The sequence below is a fragment of the Pseudomonas frederiksbergensis genome, assembly GCF_017114915.1.
GTDB lineage: Bacteria > Pseudomonadota > Gammaproteobacteria > Pseudomonadales > Pseudomonadaceae > Aquipseudomonas > Aquipseudomonas frederiksbergensis_I.
In genome coordinates this window covers 164,578-183,236 of the sequence record NZ_JAAUOE010000003.1, presented here as the reverse complement: position 1 = coordinate 183,236, position 18,659 = coordinate 164,578, and the positions used below count along the sequence as shown (strand labels likewise).

The following is an 18,659-nucleotide window of genomic DNA, read 5'->3' as shown; positions in this document are numbered from 1 at the left end:
GCAGCATAGATGCTATGACGGCTTGTTCTAGAGAGCTGCGTCAATCAATTGCAATGTTTTCGCCACTCAGCGAAAGACGGGCGGCATTATACATGCCGCATCCTACTCTCAAGAGTGCAATTTCCTCAGGTTGTGTCCGCGTATGACAGGCGAAATGAACATCCTCCCGCTCCCGCCAACCACCCCGGCGACTTCGCGTCCATTGGTGGTGAGCGGCGAGCTGCTCAAGCTGCTGACGCCGATGGAGGGTCTGATCAGCACCGGCCAGACCGCCAAGGCCGAAGTGCTGTCGCTCAAGCAGGCGGATCAGACCTTTGAACTGTTGCTCAAGGTCACCCTCGACAGCGGCCGCCAGACCACGGTCCAGGCCACCAGCACTCAGCCACTGCCCCAGGGCACCAGCCTGGCGATCACCCAGCCATCGGCGGGCAATCTGGCGGTCACGGTGCAACAGGCCATCGCCTCCAGTGTCGCCACCCTCACCCGCATCGACACCGCGCAACTGCCGGTCGGCACCTTGCTGCAAGGCAAAGTGCTGACCTCTCAGGTGATGCCACAGGTGCCGGGCCAGCCGACGGTGTTTCGCTCGATGGTGAGCCTGCTCAACACCGCATTGAGCGGCAGCACGTTGAGTATCGACAGCCCGACGCCGCTGCGCATCGGCACCTTGTTGAGCGCCTTGGTGCAGGACACCCAGACCCTGAAATTCGTGCCATTGAGCAGCCGTCAGGAACAATTGGCGGTGACGCAACAATTGGTCAGCCAACAAAGTCGCCAGGGTTCTCTGGACGGTTTGCTCAAAGCCCTGCAAAACCTGCCGCCATCGGATCAGACCTCCACCGACCTGCGCGCCGCCGTGGACAAACTGCTCGCCGGCCTGCCCGACGTCCAGCAACTGAGTACGCCCAAAGGCCTGGCCCAGGCGCTGGCCAGCAGTGGCCTGTTCCTCGAAGCGAAACTGCTGACCGGGCAAAACCCGACGCTGACGCCGGACATGAAAGGCGACCTGCTCAAGCTGATCGCCCAACTGACGCCGGGCCTGCCGGCCAACACCAATCTCCATGCGATCATTGTCGCCAACACCCTGGTCCAGGCCATGCCGAGTTTCGTGCGCAATGCTCTCGGCATGCTCGGACAGGTCAGCGCGAAACCGCTACCGACCAGTTTTCCGCTGCCCGAACGCCTGTTGCAAAGTCAGGACGGTGAAAACGATCTGGAGCATTTGCTGCGTCTGGCAGCGGCAGCCGTTTCGCGCCTGCAAAGCCATCAACTGTCGAGCCTGGAACAGACCGGCGTCACCGACGATGGCCGGCTGCTCAGTACCTGGCAGCTGGAAATCCCCATGCGCAACCTGCAGGACATCGTGCCGTTGCAGATCAAATTCCAGCGCGAAGAAGCGCCCGAGAAAGAGCAACCGCACGAACGCCGCGACGAACGCGAACCAAAACAACAATTGTGGCGAGTCGACCTGGCGTTCGACATGGAACCGCTGGGGCCATTACAGATTCAGGCCCAACTGATCAAAGGCAGTCTCTCCAGTCAGCTATGGGCCGAACGGCCATACACCGCCAGCCTGATCGAAAGTAATCTGGCCGCGCTGCGCGAACGCTTGCTGGCGTCAGGCCTGAACGTCGGCGATCTGGATTGCCATCTCGGCACACCGCCACAGGGCCCTCAAACCCGCCTCGAACAACGCTGGGTCGACGAAACCGCATGAGCGAATCCACCACACACCGCCAGGCCATCGCCCTCAAATACGACGGCAGCCACGCCCCTACCCTCACGGCCAAGGGTGACGAAGAACTGGCCGAAGAAATTCTGCGAATTGCCCGCGACTATGAAGTGCCGATCTACGAAAATGCCGAACTGGTGAAACTGCTGGCGCGGATGGAGTTGGGGGAGAGTATTCCCGAAGAGTTGTATCGCACGATTGCCGAGATCATTGCGTTTGCGTGGAACCTGAAGGGCAAGTTTCCCGAGGGGCATGATCCGCAGGCGCCGATGCTGGAGAAGGACGTCACCGAGCGCGGGGATGATTTCTGAGGTTACTGATCGTTTGATCGTTCCCACGCTCCGCGTGGGAATGCAGCCCGTGACGCTCCGCGTCACATTCAACAACGGAACGCGGAGCGTCCCAAGAGGCATTCCCACGCAGAGCGTGGGAATGATCCTGGCAGGCGTTAGTTTCTGTGCAACTTGCTCATCAACTCCGCCTCAGCCTGGGTCAACCCGCAAGACTGAGTCAGTTCATCGACACTGGCCCCCATCCCCACCAGGCGCGCGGCCTGGGCGAATGAAAGGCTCGACGGATCACGCTGTTCCAACTGCGCCAGTTTGTCCGGCAACGGGCCGATGACCGCGCGCAGTTCGTGCAGGTCTTCGCCCATGCGCACGTTGCCGTTCAGGTAGTCCTCGACCCGTTTGGCCAGGTCTTTGATACGCTGATCGCGCAGCGCATCGCCCTGGGCCTGTTGTGCGGCGATCTGCCTTTGAGCGCGGATGTACGCCAGGAGCATCGCCAGCGTGCCTGCCCACAAGACGAACAGGACAATCACAGCCACCTCAAGAATCAATCAGATACTCTCCAGTTCCGACCATTCTTCTTCGCTCATCATCTTGTCCAGCTCGACCAGGATCAGCAGTTCATTGTTCTTGTTGCACACGCCTTGAATGAACTTGGCGGACTCTTCGTTACCGACGTTCGGCGCGGTCTCGATTTCCGACTGACGCAGGTAAACCACTTCAGCCACGCTGTCGACCATGATCCCGACCACTTGCTTGTCGGCTTCGATGATGACGATACGGGTGTTGTCGCTGACATCGACCGTACCGAGGCCGAAACGCTGGCGGGTGTCGATCACGGTGACCACGTTGCCGCGCAGGTTGATGATGCCCAGCACGTAGCTCGGGGCACCCGGCACCGGAGCGATTTCGGTGTAGCGCAGGACTTCCTGAACGCGCATCACGTTGATGCCGTAGGTTTCATTATCCAGCTTGAAGGTGACCCATTGCAGGATCGGATCTTCGGAACCTTTTGCCGCCGTCGCCTTGTCATTCATACCCAGACCCCTCGAAAAACCGCCCTGGCGGTGTGTATTCAGTGCACCGGCAGTTGAATGCCGATGCGTGTTTTTATGTCGGTTTGTGGCTCGGTTTACTGCCGCCCATGTGCTTCGCCCCGCCGCTGGCGATCAATTCGGCCAGTGCGGCGACATCGAGCAAGGCGCACATGTGTTCAATCACCGTGCCGGCGAGCCATGGCCGCTGACCCCGGTGACTTCTCCATTTGATTTCGTTCGGGTCCAGGCGCAACGAGCGGCTGACCTGATGCACCGCCAGCCCCCACTCATAGCCCTGGACCGAAATGACGTATTGCAGGCCCTGGCGGAAATCATCGCGGTAACGGTCCGGCATGACCCAGCGTGCGGTATCCAGCACTTTCAGGTTGCCGGCCTGGCTCGGCAGTATCCCCAGGAACCATTCCGGCTGACCGAACAGCGGCGTCAGCTCATGACCGGCCAGGGAATAAATCGAGCCCAGGCACACCAGCGGCACTGCCAGGGTCAACCCGGCAACGTCAAACAACAGGCATTCGAATGGCTCGGCCGCCCATGACGGACGACCGTCGGTTTCCACCGGAGGCGGTGTGTTGCTCGGCGGCAAATGAACTTCCACCACCGGCGGCACCAACGCCTGCAGCAACGGTGCAATCGTCGACACGGGCGCCAGAATCGGTGCCGGCGCTTCGATCACGGCCACCGGTGCTTTCGCCACTGGCGCGATGACGGGTGCCACGGCCACTGCCAGTTTCTGCGCATCACGGGCCTGCTCTTCGAGCACCGCAGCCTGGAACTCATCCAGCGCCGCTTCAACTTCGACAACCTCGGGCAGCGCCTCTATTTCCGGCGGCCACTCTTCGGTCGCGTCCTGCAGCAAGTTGTCCAGATAGGACTGGAGGGCCAGTTGCGGGCGCGAAGTGATTTTCACCGGCCGATTCATGCGAACACCATCGTAGGAGTCGGGCTCATCTCAAGCCACCTGCGGAGCAAGTTGCGCCGCCAACAGATGCTTGAGCAGTGCGCGGTAAGCCAGCACGCCGCGGCTCTTGCCATCGAATTGCGACGGCGTCACTCCGGCCCGGCTGGCGTCACGCAAGCGGGTGTCGATCGGGATGTAGCCTTGCCAGATTTCTTCGGGGTACTTGTCGCGCAGCACGCGAAGGGTGCCGAGCGAAGCCTGGGTGCGGCGGTCGAACAGGGTCGGCACGATGTTGAACGGCAGCGCTTGTTTGCGCGAGCGGTTGATCATCGCCAACGTGTTGACCATCCGTTCCAGGCCTTTGACCGCCAGGTGTTCGGTCTGAACCGGAATCACCAGCTGCTGGCTGGCCGCCAAGGCATTGACCATCAGCACGCCAAGCAACGGCGGGCTGTCGATCACGGCGTAATCAAAATCCTGCCAGAGTTGCGCCAGGCTCTTGGCGATCACCAGGCCCAAACCACTCTGGCCCGGCGACTGGCGCTCGAGGGTTGCCAGCGCGGTGCTCGATGGCAACAGGGAAATGCGTTCGTCGCTGGTGGGCATCAGCAACTGTCCGGGCAAACCTTGCGGCACGTTGCCCTTGTGCAGGAACAGGTCGTAGCTGCTGTGTTCCAGGCTGTCGGGGTCGTAACCGAAGTAACTGGTCATGGAGCCGTGGGGATCGAGATCGACCATAACCACGCGCTTGCCCGCCTCAGCCAGCAAACCGGCTAAAGCGATGGAGGAAGTGGTTTTACCGACACCACCCTTTTGATTGGCGACTGCCCAGACTCTCATTCGGATTGTTCCTCCCGGTCGAAAACGTCGACCGAGAAATAGCTCAACGTATTAATGCGGGTGACGGAGAATTGACGGCACTCTCGCGTCCCGGCGACTTGACCGGGGTCGGTGCAGTTTGTGTGCCAGCCCGCTTCAACGCGGCATCCGGTTGTGCATGGGCCGTTCCGGTACCGGTGAGACTGCGGCGTACATCAAGATTGCGTGACACCACCAGCACCACCCGACGGTTGCGCGCGCGGCCTTCGGCGGTGGCGTTGTTGGCCACCGGCTGAAACTCGCCGTAACCCACCGACGCCAGGCGACCAGGGTTCACCCCCTGCATCGCCAGCATGCGCACGATGCTCGCCGAACGGGCCGAGGACAGCTCCCAGTTGGTCGGGTATTGCGCGGTGCGAATCGGTTGATCGTCGGTGAAGCCTTCGACGTGGATCGGGTTGTCGAATGGCCGCAGGATCGCGGCGACCTTGTCGATGATGTTGAACGCGATGTCGCTGGGCATGGCGTCGCCACTGCCGAACAACAGGCTGGAATTAAGTTCGATCTCGACCCACAACTCATTGCCGCGCACGGTCATCTGGTTGGAGCTGATCAAGTCGCCGAACGCCGCGCTGATGTCATCGGCAATACTTTTGAGCGGATCGTTGGCGGCCTGGGCGATGCCGGCGTCGATCTGTTCGCTGTCCTTGACCAGCGGCTTGGCCGGGGTCACGGTCTTGGGTCGCTCTTCGCCGATGGGAATCGGCTTGAGGGCGCGGTCAGAGTCGGTAAACACCCCGATCAACGCCTCGGAAATGATCTTGTACTTGCCTTCGTTGATCGACGAGATCGAGTACATCACCACGAAGAACGCGAACAGCAAGGTGATGAAGTCCGCGTAGGACACCAGCCAGCGCTCGTGGTTAACGTGTTCTTCCTGTTGCCGGCGACGAGCCATAGTCCATTACTCCCATCAATCCATGAAGCCCTGAAGCTTCAACTCAATAGAGCGAGGGTTTTCACCTTCGGCGATCGACAGGATCCCTTCCAGCAACATTTCGCGATAGCGCGACTGCCGCAACGCGATGGACTTGAGCTTGGCGGCAATCGGCAGCAGCACCAGGTTGGCACTGGCCACGCCGTAGATGGTGGCGACGAAGGCGACGGCAATGCCGCTGCCCAGTTGCGATGGATCGGCCAGGTTGCCCATGACGTGGATCAGCCCCATCACCGCACCGATGATACCGATGGTCGGCGCGTAGCCGCCCATGCTTTCAAAAACTTTGGCGGCTTCGATGTCGCGGCTTTCCTGGGTGTAGAAATCCACTTCCAGAATGCTGCGAATTGCTTCCGGCTCGGCGCCGTCCACCAGCAGTTGCAGGCCCTTGCGCGAGTAGCTGTCGGGTTCGGCGTCGGCCACCCCTTCCAGCCCGAGCAAACCTTCCTTGCGAGCGGTCAGGCTCCAGTTCACCACGCGATCAATGCCGCCGGCCAGGTCCACGCGAGGCGGAAACAGAATCCAGGCAAGAATCTGCATGGCGCGCTTGAAGGCACTCATCGGCGATTGCAGCAGCGCCGCGCCGATGGTCCCACCAAGGACGATCAACGCCGCCGGGCCGTTGGCCAGCGCGCCGAGGTGACCGCCTTCAAGGTAATTGCCACCAATGATGGCGACGAACGCCATGATGATCCCGATAAGGCTGAGTACATCCATCAGAGGCAGGCCTCGACCAAGTGCCGGCCGATGTCGTCAAGGCTGTACACCGCGTCCGCGAGTTCGGCTTTGACGATCGCCATTGGCATGCCGTAGATCACGCAGCTGGCTTCATCCTGAGCCCAGATCGCACTGCCGCCCTGCTTGAGCAGACGCGCGCCTTCGCGACCGTCGGCGCCCATGCCGGTCAATACCACCGCCAGAACTTTGTCGCCGTAGGACTTGGCCGCCGAACCGAAGGTGATGTCCACGCATGGCTTGTAGTTCAGACGCTCGTCGCCTGGCAGGATTTTCACCGCGCCACGGCCGTCGATCATCATTTGCTTGCCACCCGGTGCCAGCAGCGCCAGGCCCGGACGCAGGATGTCGCCATCCTCGGCTTCCTTGACGCTGATGCGGCACAGCTTGTCCAGACGCTCGGCGAAGGCCTTGGTGAAGGCGGCCGGCATGTGCTGGACCAACACGATCGGTGCCGGGAAGTTGGCCGGCAACTGGGTCAGCACCCGTTGCAGCGCGACCGGGCCGCCGGTGGAGGTACCGATGGCGACCAGTTTGTAGGCTTTGCGTTTCGGCGCTGGAGACGATGGAGCCGCTGCATGGCTGCGAGGCGCAATCGCGGCCGGTGCCGGTGCCGGTGCCGGTGCCGGACGCGCTGGCGCGCTGCTGCCATAGCTGGCGACGCTCGAAGGCGCAGGTGTCGGGGCTGGCGCGGACACCTGCGCCGCAGGGGTGTAGGCACTGACACGACGGTTACTGCGCGAGATGCTGAGAATCTTCTCGCACAGCAGTTGCTTGACCTTCTCCGGGTTACGGGAGATGTCTTCGAAGTTCTTCGGCAGGAAGTCCACCGCGCCGGCGTCCAGCGCGTCGAGGGTGACCCGGGCGCCTTCGTGGGTCAGCGAGGAGAACATCAACACCGGGGTCGGGCAGCGCTGCATGATGTGCCGCACCGCTGTGATGCCGTCCATCATTGGCATCTCGTAGTCCATGGTGATCACGTCTGGCTTGAGGGCCAGGGCCTGATCGATCGCCTCTTTTCCGTTGGTCGCCGTACCGACGACCTGGATATTCGAATCCGCTGCGAGAATTTCCGAGACGCGGCGGCGGAAAAACCCCGAATCGTCCACCACCAGGACTTTGACTGCCATAAACACTCCGTTAGACGGGGCGAGGCTCTGGCGCCCCGCTCCCCCAGAATCAAATACGCCGTGCGGCGTAACGCTTGAGCATGCTCGGAACATCGAGAATCAGTGCAATGCGGCCGTCACCGGTGATGGTGGCGCCGGACATGCCCGGGGTTCCCTGGAGCATTTTGCCCAATGGCTTGATGACCACTTCTTCCTGGCCCACCAGTTGATCGACGACGAAGCCGATCCGCTGAGTGCCCACCGAAAGGATCACCACATGGCCTTCGCGCTGCTCTTCGTGAGCGGCGGAGCTGACCAGCCAGCGCTTGAGGTAGAACAGCGGCAGCGCCTTGTCCCGCACGATCACCACTTCCTGGCCGTCCACCACGTTGGTGCGCGACAGGTCGAGGTGGAAGATCTCGTTGACGTTCACCAGCGGGAACGCGAACGCCTGGTTGCCGAGCATGACCATCAGCGTCGGCATGATCGCCAGGGTCAACGGGACCTTGATGACGATCTTCGAGCCTTTGCCCTTGGTCGAGTAGATATTGATGGTGCCGTTGAGCTGGGCGATCTTGGTTTTCACCACGTCCATGCCCACGCCACGACCGGACACGTCGGAGATCTCGGTCTTGGTCGAGAAACCCGGCGCGAAGATCAGGTTGAAGCAATCGGACTCGCTGAGACGGTCCGCCGCATCCTTGTCCATCAGGCCTTTTTTCACGGCAATGCCGCGCAAGACATCAGCGTCCATACCCTTGCCGTCATCGGAGATGGACAGCAGGATGTGGTCGCCTTCCTGTTCGGCGGACAGGATCACTTTGCCGCTGCGGGGCTTGCCCATCGCTTCGCGATCAGCCGGCTCTTCGATACCGTGGTCGACCGAGTTGCGTACCAAGTGGACCAACGGGTCGGCCAGGGCCTCGACGAGGTTTTTGTCGAGGTCAGTTTCTTCACCGACCAGCTCCAGGTTGATCTCTTTCTTGAGCTGGCGAGCCAGGTCGCGAACCAGCCGCGGGAAGCGCCCGAAGACTTTCTTGATCGGCTGCATCCGGGTCTTCATGACCGCGGTTTGCAGGTCGGCCGTGACCACATCGAGGTTCGACACGGCCTTGGACATGGCTTCGTCGCCGCTGTTGAGGCCCAGACGGACCAGGCGGTTACGCACCAGTACCAACTCGCCGACCATGTTCATGATTTCGTCCAGCCGCGCGGTATCGACCCGCACGGTGGTCTCGGCTTCGCTGGCCGGTTTTTCCGCGGACGGCGCGGCCGGCGCGCGAGCAGGCGCCGGTGCGGCGGCGGCAGGCTTAGGTGCTTCGGCTTTTGGCTCGGACGCTTTGGCGACAGGGGCTGGCGCCGCTGCCTTGGCAACTGAAGCAACTGAAGCAACAGCAGCAGAAGCAGAAGCAGTACCCACTTCAGTGAACTTGCCCTTGCCGTGCAGTTCGTCGAGCAGCGATTCGAACTCGTGATCGGAGATCAGATCGCTACCGGCCGCAGCGGCGGTTGGCACAGCCGGGGCTGAGGCCGAAGCAATCGCCGATTCCAGCGCATCCACTGCAAAGTTGCCTTTGCCGTGCAACTGGTCGAGCAATGCTTCGAACTCGTCGTCGGTAATGTCGGAGCTGTCGCCGGCCGCTTTCGGGGCAGCCGGTGCTGGTGCTGCGACCACTGAATCGACTGCGAACTGGCCTTTGCCGTGCAGCTGGTCGAGCAACGACTCGAACTCGTCATCGGTGATTTCGTCGCTGGCCGCCGCATCGCTGGTCGGCGCCGGCACTGGAACAGCGGCTGGCGCCTCGGCCTGGGCCTTGACGGCGTTCAGCGAGTCCAGCAGTTGTTCGAATTCGTTATCGGTAATGTCCCCCGAATCGCTGTGCGCGACCGGTTCCTCAACCACTTCAGCGACCGGCGCCGGTGCTGCTTCATCAGCCGTTTGCGGCTCGGCCAGACGGGCCAGAGCGGCCAGCAACTCAGGCGTGGCAGGCGTGATCGGGCTGCGTTCGCGGACTTGGGCAAACATGCCGTTCACCGCGTCCAATGCTTCGAGAACCACGTCCATCAATTCCGAGTCGACGCGACGCTCACCCTTGCGCAGGATGTCGAACACGTTCTCGGCGATGTGGCAGCACTCCACCAACTCGTTGAGCTGGAGGAAGCCGGCGCCCCCTTTTACAGTGTGAAAACCGCGAAAAATTGCATTGAGCAAATCCGCATCATCTGGCCGGCTTTCAAGCTCGACCAACTGTTCGGACAGTTGCTCTAGAATCTCGCCGGCCTCAACCAGGAAATCCTGAAGGATCTCTTCATCGGCGCCGAAGCTCATTAAGGGGGTGCTCCTACAGGTCTAAAAACCCAGAAAACTAAAATCCAAGACTGGATAGCAAATCGTCCACATCGTCCTGACCGGACACAACGTCTTCTCTTTTATCGGCATGAATCTGCGGACCTTCACCCTGAGAGAGATGTTTTTGCGGATCTTTTTCAGCCAGCATCGCTTCACGGTCATGTTCGATACCCGCAAAGCGGTCTACCTGACTGGCCATGAGTACGAGCTTGAGCAGGTTGCTTTCAACTTCGGTGACCAGTTGGGTCACGCGCTTGATCACCTGTCCGGTGAGGTCCTGATAATCCTGAGCCAGCAGAATGTCGTTGAGGTTGCTCGACACCGTGCGGTTGTCTTCGCTGCTGCGTGCCAGGAAACCGTCGACCCGCCGGGCCAGTTCACGGAATTCTTCAGCCCCGACTTCGCGACGCATGAACCGGCCCCAATCCGTGCTCAACGCCTGGGCTTCGTCGCTCAGGCTGTTGACCAGCGGCGTGGCGTTTTCCACCAGGTCCATGGTGCGGTTGGCCGCGGCCTCGGTCAGCTTGACCACATAGGACAGGCGCTCGGTGGCATCCGTGATCTGAGACACTTCCTCGGCTTGCGGCATGTGCGGGTCAATCTGGAAATTGACGATCGCGCTATGCAGCTCGCGGGTGAGCTTGCCCACTTCCTGATACAGGCCGCGGTCACGGGTCTGATTGAGCTCATGGATCAATTGCACAGCGTCGCCGAACCTGCCTTTTTCAAGGCTCTCGACCAGTTCGACTGCGTGTTTTTTCAGGGTCGACTCGAAATCGCCCTGTGAAGATTCGTAATGCTCCATAGCTCCCCCGTGCGCAGTACATCAACCGATGCGTTCGAAAATCTTCTCGATTTTTTCTTTCAACGCCTGGGCTGTGAAGGGTTTGACCACATAGCCGTTAACACCGGCCTGGGCCGCTTCGATGATTTGCTCGCGCTTGGCTTCGGCGGTCACCATCAGCACTGGCAGGTGTTTGAGCTTTTCATCGGCGCGCACGTGACGCAGCAGATCGATACCGGTCATGCCAGGCATGTTCCAGTCCGTTACCAGAAAGTCGATGCTCCCGCTGTTGAGAACCGGAATGGCAGTGGTGCCGTCGTCCGCCTCGACCGTGTTGGTGAACCCAAGGTCACGCAACAGGTTTTTTATGATCCGCCGCATCGTTGAGAAGTCATCAACGATGAGGATTTTCATGTTCTTGTCCAATTCGACCTCCAAGCAGTCTTAAACGCGCCCAGCACCTGGACGCGCCATTTCAATCAATCCGGCAAAGCACTCAATGACTGTCTGGAGCACAACAGATCGAGACCGGTACGGTTCAACACCCCACCAGCTCCATTCGCAGTGTCCCCACACTGCCTTCAGCGCGCTCGCCACTCCCCCAAACGCCCCCGCAAACGGGCCGCGCACTGGCTGTGTAACTGGCTGACCCGCGATTCGCTGACCCCCAGGACCTCGCCGATTTCCTTGAGATTCAACTCTTCGTCGTAGTACAGCGCCAACACCAGTCGCTCACGCTCCGGCAAATTGGCAATCGCGTCCGCCAGCGCCGCCTGGAAGCGTTCATCTTCCAGATCGCGTGACGGCTCCAGATGAGCACTCGCGCCATCCTCATGCAGCCCTTCGTGTTCGCCGTCCTGCAACAGATCGTCGAAACTGAATAACCGGCTGCCCAGGGTGTCGTTCAAAATCCCGTAGTAATCGTCGAGACTCAATTGGAGTTCGGCCGCAACTTCGTGATCTTTAGCGTCACGGCCGGTTTTAGCTTCAATCGAGCGAATCGCGTCGCTGACCATGCGGGTATTGCGGTGGACCGAACGTGGCGCCCAGTCCCCCTTGCGCACTTCATCGAGCATCGCGCCGCGGATGCGGATGCCCGCGTACGTCTCGAAACTCGCGCCTTTGCTGGCGTCATATTTGGTTGATACTTCAAGCAGGCCGATCATCCCGGCCTGGATCAGGTCTTCGACCTGGACACTGGCCGGCAGACGCGCCAGCAAGTGGTAGGCAATGCGCTTGACCAGTGGCGCGTAACGCTCGATCAGCTCGTACTGCGCGTCACGTGCCGACGTCTTGTAGAGGTTGTAACCGCTCGCTGTCATAACACCGGTCCTGCCGTTTGTTGCACGAGCCGCTCGACGAAAAACTCCAGGTGCCCACGCGGGTTGGCCGGCAGCGGCCAGGTATCGACTTTCTGCGCAATGGCCTTGAACGCCAGGGCGCACTTGGAACGCGGAAAGGCTTCATAGACGGCGCGCTGCTTCTGCACGGCCTTGCGCACGCTTTCGTCGTAAGGCACCGCGCCGACGTATTGTAAGGCGACGTCGAGGAAGCGATCGGTGACCTTGGTCAACTTGGCGAACAGGTTGCGCCCTTCCTGCGGGCTTTGCGCCATGTTGGCCAGGACGCGGAAGCGGTTCATGCCGTAGTCGCGGTTGAGCAGTTTGATCAGCGCGTAGGCGTCGGTGATCGAGGTCGGCTCGTCACACACCACCAGCAAGACTTCCTGCGCGGCGCGCACGAAGCTGACTACCGAGTCACCAATGCCCGCAGCGGTGTCGATCACCAAGACGTCAAGGTTGTCGCCAATGTCGCTGAACGCCTGGATCAGGCCGGCGTGTTGGGCCGGGCTCAGATGAACCATGCTCTGGGTGCCGGACGCGGCCGGGACGATGCGGATGCCGCCGGGGCCTTGCAACAGCACGTCGCGCAGCTCACAGCGGCCTTCGATCACGTCGGCCAGCGTGCGTTTGGGTGTCAGCCCCAACAGAACGTCGACGTTCGCCAGCCCCAGATCGGCATCCAGCAGCATGACGCGCCGGCCGAGCTCAGCTAGAGCCAGGGACAAGTTCACTGACACGTTAGTCTTCCCGACGCCACCTTTGCCGCCGGTCACCGCGATCACCTGTACGGGATGCATGCTGCCCATGTTATTTCTTTACCTTGTCTTGCATAGACGGAGGCCACATTACTGGCTGCGCGTTCAGCGACTGAACAATGCATGGCAGACCATCGATGTAGGTACAAAAAATGTTCATTAATGCCTCAGCCAACCTGCTTGGTCGGGCTGTGGTAAATATCAGCGAACATGTCGGCCATGGCTTCTTCGCTGGGTTCTTCCTGCATTTGCACGCTAACGGCGCGGCTGACCAACTGATGACGACGCGGCAGATGCAAATCATCCGGAATCCGCGGGCCATCGGTCAGGTAAGCCACCGGCAACTCATGGCTGATAGCCAGGCTCAACACCTCGCCAAGACTTGCCGTTTCATCCAGTTTAGTCAGGATGCAGCCGGCGAGGCCGCAGCGTTTGTAACTGTGATAAGCGGCGGTTAGAACCTGTTTCTGGCTGGTGGTTGCCAGGACCAGATAATTTTTTGACTTGATGCCTCGTCCGGCCAGGCTTTCGAGCTGCATGCGCAGGGCCGGGTCACTGGCCTGAAGGCCGGCGGTATCGATCAGCACCACGCGTTTGCGCAACAAAGGCTCCAGCGCCTGCACCAGGGATTGGCCCGGGTCGACGTGGGTCACCGACACGTTGAGGATGCGGCCCAACGTCTTGAGCTGTTCCTGAGCGCCGATGCGATAGCTGTCCATGCTCACCAGCGCGATGTTCTGCGCGCCGTACTTGAGCACGTAACGGGCGGCAAGCTTGGCCAGCGTGGTGGTCTTGCCCATGCCAGCCGGGCCGACCATGGCAATCACACCGCCTTCTTCCAGCGGCTCGACTTCCGGCGTGGCGATCATCCGCGCCAGGTGCGCGAGCAACATGCGCCAGGCCTGACGTGGCTCTTCAATGTCGGTAATCAGCGCCAGCAGATCCCGCGACAACGGGCCGGACAGGCCGATGCGTTGCAGGCGACGCCAGAGGTTGGCCTGGGCCGGACGGCTGCCTTGCAACTGATTCCAGGCCAGCGAGCCAAGCTGCACTTCCATCAGTTCACGCAGGCTGTTGAGTTCGAAACGCATCGAATCGAATGCACGCGGGTCGAGGCCGGCCGCTGCAACAGGCGCGGGCGCCGGGCGCCGAGGTTCGGCCAGCGTCGGTTCGATCAGCGGCTCGGCGGCGGTCAACGGCAGGCCGGCGAACAACTGGCGATTGGTGGTCTTGTCGCTCTCGCCCTCGCCGCGCAGGCTCAGCTCGGCCTGAGCGGTGGCGATCCGCGACTGGGTCTTGCGCAGCTCATCCTCGAGTTCCATGTTCGGAACACGCGGGGCCAGCGCCGACAGCTTGTAATCCAGGGCAGCCGTCAGCTCGACGCCGCCGGCGATCCGGCGGTTGCCAATGATGGCGGCATCAGCGCCCAGCTCATCACGAACCAGCTTCATGGCCTGACGCATATCGGCGGCGAAAAAACGCTTAACTTGCATAAACCACTACCTCAGCCGTTGGGCCCTACTGTCGCAACGATGGTCACTTGCTTGTTGTCAGGAATTTCCTGATACGCCAACACATGCAAACCCGGGACTGCCAGCCGGCCGAATCGCGAGAGCATCGCGCGCACCGGGCCGGCCACCAGCAGAATCACCGGTTGACCTTGCATTTCCTGACGCTGCGCCGCTTCGATCAACGAGCGTTGCAGCTTCTCTGCCATGCTTGGCTCCAGCAGAACGCCCTCTTCCGAGCCTTGTCCTGCCTTCTGAAGACTGTTGAGCAATATTTGTTCCAACCTTGGTTCCAAGGTGATCACAGGCAGCTGCGACTCAGTGCCTACAATGCTTTGCACGATTGCACGGGATACGCCGACGCGCACCGCCGCCACCAAAGCGGCAGTATCTTGACTCTTGGCGGCATTGTTTGCGATAGCTTCGGCGATGCTGCGAATGTCGCGCACCGGCACCTGTTCGGCCAGCAACGCCTGCAAGACCTTGAGCAGTTGCGACAGCGAAACCACCCCCGGCACCAACTCTTCGGCCAGTTTCGGCGAGCTTTTAGCCAGCAATTGCATGAGTTGCTGGACTTCTTCGTGGCCGATCAGCTCGCTGGAGTGCTTGTACAGAATCTGGTTCAAGTGGGTCGCCACTACCGTACTGGCATCGACCACGGTATAGCCAAGGGATTGCGCCTGGGCGCGCTGGCTGATTTCGATCCACACCGCTTCCAGGCCAAAAGCCGGATCTTTGGCGGTGATACCGTTGAGCGTACCGTAGACCTGCCCCGGGTTGATCGCCAGTTCGCGCTCCGGGTAAATCTCCGCTTCAGCCAGAATCACGCCCATCAGGGTCAGGCGATAAGCGCTTGGCGCCAGGTCGAGGTTGTCACGGATATGCACCGTCGGCATCAGGAAGCCCAGGTCCTGGGAGAGTTTTTTACGCACGCCCTTGATCCGCGCCAGCAACTGGCCACCCTGGTTGCGGTCCACCAGCGGAATCAGGCGGTAGCCGACTTCCAGGCCGATCATGTCGATCGGCGTCACATCATCCCAGCCAAGCTCCTTGGTTTCCTGAGCCCGGGCCGGCGACGGTAGCAGCTCCTGCTGACGCTTGACCTCCTGCAGGGCCTGAACCTTGACCGCGTTCTGCTTCTTCCAGAACAGGTAAGCGCCACCGGCCGCCAGGGCCGCCATGGACAGGAAGGAGATGTGCGGCATGCCGGGCACCAGGCCCATCACCGCCATCAAGCCGGCGGCCACCGCCAAGGCTTTTGGCGAGGCGAACATCTGGCGATTGATCTGCTTGCCCATGTCTTCCGAGCCGGAAGCACGGGTCACCATGATCGCGGCGGCAGTCGACAACAGCAGTGATGGCAATTGCGCCACCAAACCGTCACCGATGGTCAACAGCGCATACACCTTGCCGGCATCGCCAAAGGTCATGCCGTGCTGAAAGATACCGACCGCCATACCGCCGATCAGGTTGATGAACAGAATCAGCAGACCGGCAATGGCGTCACCGCGCACGAACTTGCTGGCACCGTCCATGGAACCGTAGAACTCGGCTTCCTGGGCGACTTCCTGACGTCGGGCCTTGGCCTGGTTCTGATCAATCAGGCCGGCGTTCAGGTCGGCGTCGATCGCCATCTGTTTACCGGGCATCGCGTCCAGGGTGAAACGCGCGCTCACCTCGGAAATCCGCCCGGCACCCTTGGTCACCACGACGAAGTTGATGATCATCAAAATCGCGAACACCACGATACCGACCACGTAGTTACCGCCGATCACCACTTCACCGAAGGCCTGAATCACCTTGCCGGCGGCGGCATGGCCGTCCTGACCGTGGAGCATCACCACCCGCGTGGAAGCCACGTTCAGCGCCAGCCGCAACAACGTCGCCACCAGCAAAATGGTCGGGAACACCGCAAAATCCAGCGGCCGCAGGGCGTACACGCAGACCAGCAACACAACGATGGACAAGGCGATGTTGAACGTGAAAAACACGTCCAGCAGGAACGGCGGTACCGGCAACATCATCATGGCCAGCATGACCAGCAGCAACAGCGGCACGCCCAGATTGCCCCGACTGAGGTCGGCAACGTTTGTGCGTGCAGTGTTGATTAACTGAGAGCGATCCACCGGTTTTCCCCGTTCCTTTAAAGCAAACTTTTGACGCCTGAAGCAGGCGCTGGGCGGCTACTGCAAGAAGCTTTCCAACTTTTGCCGGGGTGCGAAATGAGGTGTTTTGAGTCCTGTAGCAGCTGCCGAGCCTGCGAGGCTGCGTTCGGCTGCGCAGCAGTCGTAAACCTTTGCGAGGACTTCGTCCTCGAACGCGGCCTCGCAGGCTCGGCAGCTGCTACAGGTGCGATCAGGAATCGCGCCGCAAATCCGCTGGAATCGGCAAATCGTCCTTGAGCGGATCCGGTCGCTTGCCCTTGCCGGCGCGGTATTGGCGGATCTGGTAGACGTAGGCCAGTACCTGGGCGACCGCCAGATACAGCCCGCCGGGGATTTCCTGCTCCAGCTCGGTGGAGTAGTAGATCGAACGCGCCAGGGCCGGCGATTCGAGGAGCATGACTTGGTTGGCCACAGCGATTTCGCGGATCTTCAACGCGAGGAAATCGCTGCCCTTGGCCAACAGCACCGGCGCATTGCCCTTGTCGGGATCGTACTTGAGCGCCACGGCGTAGTGGGTCGGGTTGGTGATGACCACGTCGGCATCGGGGATCGCGGCCATCATTCGTCGCTGCGACATCTCGCGCTGCAACTGGCGAATGCGTTGTTTGACCTCCGGTCGCCCTTCCTGATCCTTGTGCTCGTCGCGCACTTCCTGCTTGGTCATCAGCAGTTTCTTGTGGCTTTCCCAGAGCTGCACCGGCACGTCGACCAACGCGATGATGATCAGCCCGCACGCCATCCACAAGGTGCTCCAGCCGACCACTTGCAGGCTATGAATGATCGCCATGTCCAACGGCTCGTGGGCAATGCGCAGCAGATCGTCGATGTCTGACGACAAGACCGCCAACGCCACGAACAACACGATGAAAAACTTGGCCAGGGCCTTGAGCAATTCCACCAGCGCCTTGGCCGAGAACATCCGCTTCAGACCCGCTCCAGGGTTCATGCGACTGAACTTGGGCGCCATGGAGCCGGCGGCGAACAGCCAACCGCCCAGGGAGATCGGGCCAATCAGCGCGGCCAGCAACAACGTGATCATCACTGGCTGAATCGACAACAGCGCGATCTGCCCCGAGTGCAGCAGATAGGTGCCCATGGAGCGCTGATCCAGAATCACCTCGCGCGAGAGCGAGAAGTTCATGCGCATCAGCTCCATCAAATCCAGGGCCAGGGCGCCACCGAAAATCAGCAATGCACCGGCGCCGGCAAGCATGACCGCCAGGGTGTTGAGCTCTTTGGAGCGCGCAATCTCACCCTTCTCCCGGGAGTCCTTTTTACGTTTCTCCGTGGGGTCTTCTGTTTTGTCCTGACCGCTTTCGCTCTCAGCCATGACTCAGCGCGCCTTCGCCAGTTCGCGTAACAACTGCAAGGCCTCGGCGGCCAGCGGTTGATACTGGTTGAGAATGTCCGCCAGGCCGACCCAGACGATGAACAGGCCGAGCACCAGGGTCAGCGGGAAGCCGATCGAGAAGATGTTCAGCTGCGGCGCCGCCCGGGTCATCACGCCAAAGGCAATGTTGACCACCAGCAACGCGGTGATCGCCGGCAACACCAGCAGCAGCGCCGCACCGAGTACCCAGCCGAGCTTACCGGCCAGCTCCCAGAAATGATTGACCATCAACCCGCCACCGACTGGCAGCGTGGTGAAGCTTTCACTGAGGACTTCGAACACCACCAGGTGGCCGTTCATCGACAGGAACAGCAGCGTCACCAGCATGGTGAAAAACTGCCCGATCACCGCCACCGACACGCCGTTCGTAGGGTCGACCATCGAGGCGAAGCCCATGCCCATCTGGATCGCGACGATCTGCCCCGCCACCACGAACGCCTGAAAGAACAGTTGCAAGGAGAAGCCGAGGACTGCGCCGATGATGATCTGCTCGGCAATCAGCAGCAGAGCGCTCAGGTCCAGCGCGTTGACCGGCGGCATCGGTGGCAGACCCGGGGCAATCACGAAAGTGATCGCCAGCGCGAAATACAGGCGGATGCGCGTAGACACCAGCGTCGTGCCGAAAATCGGCATGACCATCAGCAACGAACCGATGCGAAACAGCGGCAACATGAACGTTGCCACCCAGGTGCTGATCTGGGTATCGGTCAGTTGCAACAGCGACAT

At 60.9% G+C, this 18,659-nt stretch carries 18 protein-coding genes; 2 read left to right on the top strand and 16 right to left on the bottom strand.

Translation table 11 applies throughout. The features are described from left to right. The first annotated feature begins 142 nt into the window (after positions 1 to 142). Positions 143 to 1,717, top strand: a complete 1,575-nt coding sequence (gene fliK / locus HCU66_RS03805) for a flagellar hook-length control protein FliK (RefSeq protein ID WP_205887228.1) — start codon at positions 143 to 145, stop codon at positions 1,715 to 1,717. Next, complete coding sequence (locus tag HCU66_RS03800) at positions 1,714 to 2,043, top strand: EscU/YscU/HrcU family type III secretion system export apparatus switch protein (RefSeq protein ID WP_205887227.1); 330 nt, start codon at positions 1,714 to 1,716, stop codon at positions 2,041 to 2,043. The genes fliK and HCU66_RS03800 overlap by 4 nt, the downstream gene beginning before the upstream one ends. Before the next feature lie 137 nt (positions 2,044 to 2,180). On the opposite strand, the gene HCU66_RS03795 is transcribed toward HCU66_RS03800, so the two are convergent. The 16 genes from HCU66_RS03795 to fliR form a co-directional block, all read right to left on the bottom strand. Then, entirely contained in the window at positions 2,181 to 2,573 is a 393-nt protein-coding gene (locus tag HCU66_RS03795) for a DUF2802 domain-containing protein (RefSeq protein ID WP_205887226.1), read from the bottom strand. Next, on the bottom strand, positions 2,574 to 3,059 hold the full coding sequence (locus tag HCU66_RS03790) for a chemotaxis protein CheW (RefSeq protein ID WP_007938663.1): 486 nt from the start codon (positions 3,057 to 3,059) through the stop codon (positions 2,574 to 2,576). It lies immediately after the preceding gene. Between the two features lie 73 nt (positions 3,060 to 3,132). After that, positions 3,133 to 3,999 carry a CheW domain-containing protein gene (locus HCU66_RS03785; protein ID WP_205887225.1) on the bottom strand — a complete coding sequence of 289 codons (867 nt, stop codon included), beginning with the start codon at positions 3,997 to 3,999 and terminating at the stop codon, positions 3,133 to 3,135. A gap of 30 nt (positions 4,000 to 4,029) precedes the next feature. Further along, positions 4,030 to 4,818 carry a ParA family protein gene (locus HCU66_RS03780; RefSeq protein WP_205887224.1) on the bottom strand — a complete coding sequence of 263 codons (789 nt, stop codon included), beginning with the start codon at positions 4,816 to 4,818 and terminating at the stop codon, positions 4,030 to 4,032. 43 nt (positions 4,819 to 4,861) lie between these two features. After that, positions 4,862 to 5,755 (bottom strand): flagellar motor protein MotD, encoded by an 894-nt coding sequence (gene motD, locus HCU66_RS03775; RefSeq protein ID WP_205887223.1) that lies wholly within the window; start codon positions 5,753 to 5,755, stop codon positions 4,862 to 4,864. A 15-nt stretch (positions 5,756 to 5,770) separates the two neighbouring features. After that, positions 5,771 to 6,511 (bottom strand): flagellar motor protein, encoded by a 741-nt coding sequence (locus tag HCU66_RS03770; RefSeq protein WP_007938659.1) that lies wholly within the window; start codon positions 6,509 to 6,511, stop codon positions 5,771 to 5,773. After that, entirely contained in the window at positions 6,511 to 7,659 is a 1,149-nt protein-coding gene (locus HCU66_RS03765; RefSeq protein WP_205887222.1) for a protein-glutamate methylesterase/protein-glutamine glutaminase, read from the bottom strand. The genes HCU66_RS03770 and HCU66_RS03765 overlap by 1 nt, the downstream gene beginning before the upstream one ends. A 49-nt stretch (positions 7,660 to 7,708) precedes the next feature. Then, on the bottom strand, positions 7,709 to 9,967 hold the full coding sequence (locus HCU66_RS03760) for a chemotaxis protein CheA (protein WP_205887221.1): 2,259 nt from the start codon (positions 9,965 to 9,967) through the stop codon (positions 7,709 to 7,711). A gap of 37 nt (positions 9,968 to 10,004) precedes the next feature. Continuing rightward, positions 10,005 to 10,793 carry a protein phosphatase CheZ gene (locus HCU66_RS03755; protein WP_205887220.1) on the bottom strand — a complete coding sequence of 263 codons (789 nt, stop codon included), beginning with the start codon at positions 10,791 to 10,793 and terminating at the stop codon, positions 10,005 to 10,007. 21 nt (positions 10,794 to 10,814) lie between these two features. Then, positions 10,815 to 11,186 carry a chemotaxis response regulator CheY gene (locus HCU66_RS03750; protein ID WP_003183998.1) on the bottom strand — a complete coding sequence of 124 codons (372 nt, stop codon included), beginning with the start codon at positions 11,184 to 11,186 and terminating at the stop codon, positions 10,815 to 10,817. Between the two features lie 167 nt (positions 11,187 to 11,353). Beyond that, the gene (gene fliA / locus HCU66_RS03745) at positions 11,354 to 12,094 is read right to left on the bottom strand and encodes an RNA polymerase sigma factor FliA (protein WP_108231306.1); all 741 of its coding nucleotides are present in this window, start codon (positions 12,092 to 12,094) and stop codon (positions 11,354 to 11,356) included. Further along, positions 12,091 to 12,921, bottom strand: coding sequence for a flagellar synthesis regulator FleN (fleN, locus tag HCU66_RS03740; protein WP_003222917.1), 831 nt, complete (start codon positions 12,919 to 12,921; stop codon positions 12,091 to 12,093). Before fleN ends, fliA begins: the two co-directional genes overlap by 4 nt. 116 nt (positions 12,922 to 13,037) lie before the next feature. Continuing rightward, positions 13,038 to 14,363: a flagellar biosynthesis GTPase FlhF gene (flhF, locus tag HCU66_RS03735; RefSeq protein ID WP_205887219.1), complete on the bottom strand. Its 1,326-nt coding sequence runs from the start codon at positions 14,361 to 14,363 to the stop codon at positions 13,038 to 13,040. An 11-nt stretch (positions 14,364 to 14,374) separates the two neighbouring features. Further along, positions 14,375 to 16,504 (bottom strand): flagellar biosynthesis protein FlhA, encoded by a 2,130-nt coding sequence (gene flhA, locus HCU66_RS03730; protein WP_205887218.1) that lies wholly within the window; start codon positions 16,502 to 16,504, stop codon positions 14,375 to 14,377. A gap of 229 nt (positions 16,505 to 16,733) precedes the next feature. Then, positions 16,734 to 17,873, bottom strand: a complete 1,140-nt coding sequence (gene flhB / locus HCU66_RS03725) for a flagellar biosynthesis protein FlhB (RefSeq protein WP_205887217.1) — start codon at positions 17,871 to 17,873, stop codon at positions 16,734 to 16,736. A gap of 3 nt (positions 17,874 to 17,876) precedes the next feature. Continuing rightward, positions 17,877 to 18,659 carry a flagellar biosynthetic protein FliR gene (gene fliR / locus HCU66_RS03720; RefSeq protein WP_205887216.1) on the bottom strand — a complete coding sequence of 261 codons (783 nt, stop codon included), beginning with the start codon at positions 18,657 to 18,659 and terminating at the stop codon, positions 17,877 to 17,879.

Coding starts and splice junctions, on each gene's coding strand:
- HCU66_RS03760 (WP_205887221.1), bottom strand. CDS start 9,967: ATGAGCTTCGGCGCCGATGAAGAGATCCTTCAGGATTTCCTGGTTGAG.
- HCU66_RS03780 (WP_205887224.1), bottom strand. CDS start 4,818: ATGAGAGTCTGGGCAGTCGCCAATCAAAAGGGTGGTGTCGGTAAAACC.
- HCU66_RS03770 (WP_007938659.1), bottom strand. CDS start 6,511: ATGGATGTACTCAGCCTTATCGGGATCATCATGGCGTTCGTCGCCATC.
- flhF (WP_205887219.1), bottom strand. CDS start 14,363: ATGCAAGTTAAGCGTTTTTTCGCCGCCGATATGCGTCAGGCCATGAAG.
- fliK (WP_205887228.1), top strand. CDS start 143: ATGACAGGCGAAATGAACATCCTCCCGCTCCCGCCAACCACCCCGGCG.
- HCU66_RS03750 (WP_003183998.1), bottom strand. CDS start 11,186: ATGAAAATCCTCATCGTTGATGACTTCTCAACGATGCGGCGGATCATA.
- fliA (WP_108231306.1), bottom strand. CDS start 12,094: ATGACAGCGAGCGGTTACAACCTCTACAAGACGTCGGCACGTGACGCG.
- HCU66_RS03800 (WP_205887227.1), top strand. CDS start 1,714: ATGAGCGAATCCACCACACACCGCCAGGCCATCGCCCTCAAATACGAC.
- fleN (WP_003222917.1), bottom strand. CDS start 12,921: ATGGGCAGCATGCATCCCGTACAGGTGATCGCGGTGACCGGCGGCAAA.
- flhB (WP_205887217.1), bottom strand. CDS start 17,873: ATGGCTGAGAGCGAAAGCGGTCAGGACAAAACAGAAGACCCCACGGAG.
- HCU66_RS03790 (WP_007938663.1), bottom strand. CDS start 3,059: ATGAATGACAAGGCGACGGCGGCAAAAGGTTCCGAAGATCCGATCCTG.
- HCU66_RS03755 (WP_205887220.1), bottom strand. CDS start 10,793: ATGGAGCATTACGAATCTTCACAGGGCGATTTCGAGTCGACCCTGAAA.
- HCU66_RS03785 (WP_205887225.1), bottom strand. CDS start 3,999: ATGAATCGGCCGGTGAAAATCACTTCGCGCCCGCAACTGGCCCTCCAG.
- motD (WP_205887223.1), bottom strand. CDS start 5,755: ATGGCTCGTCGCCGGCAACAGGAAGAACACGTTAACCACGAGCGCTGG.
- HCU66_RS03765 (WP_205887222.1), bottom strand. CDS start 7,659: ATGGCAGTCAAAGTCCTGGTGGTGGACGATTCGGGGTTTTTCCGCCGC.
- fliR (WP_205887216.1), bottom strand. CDS start 18,659: ATGTCGCTGTTGCAACTGACCGATACCCAGATCAGCACCTGGGTGGCA.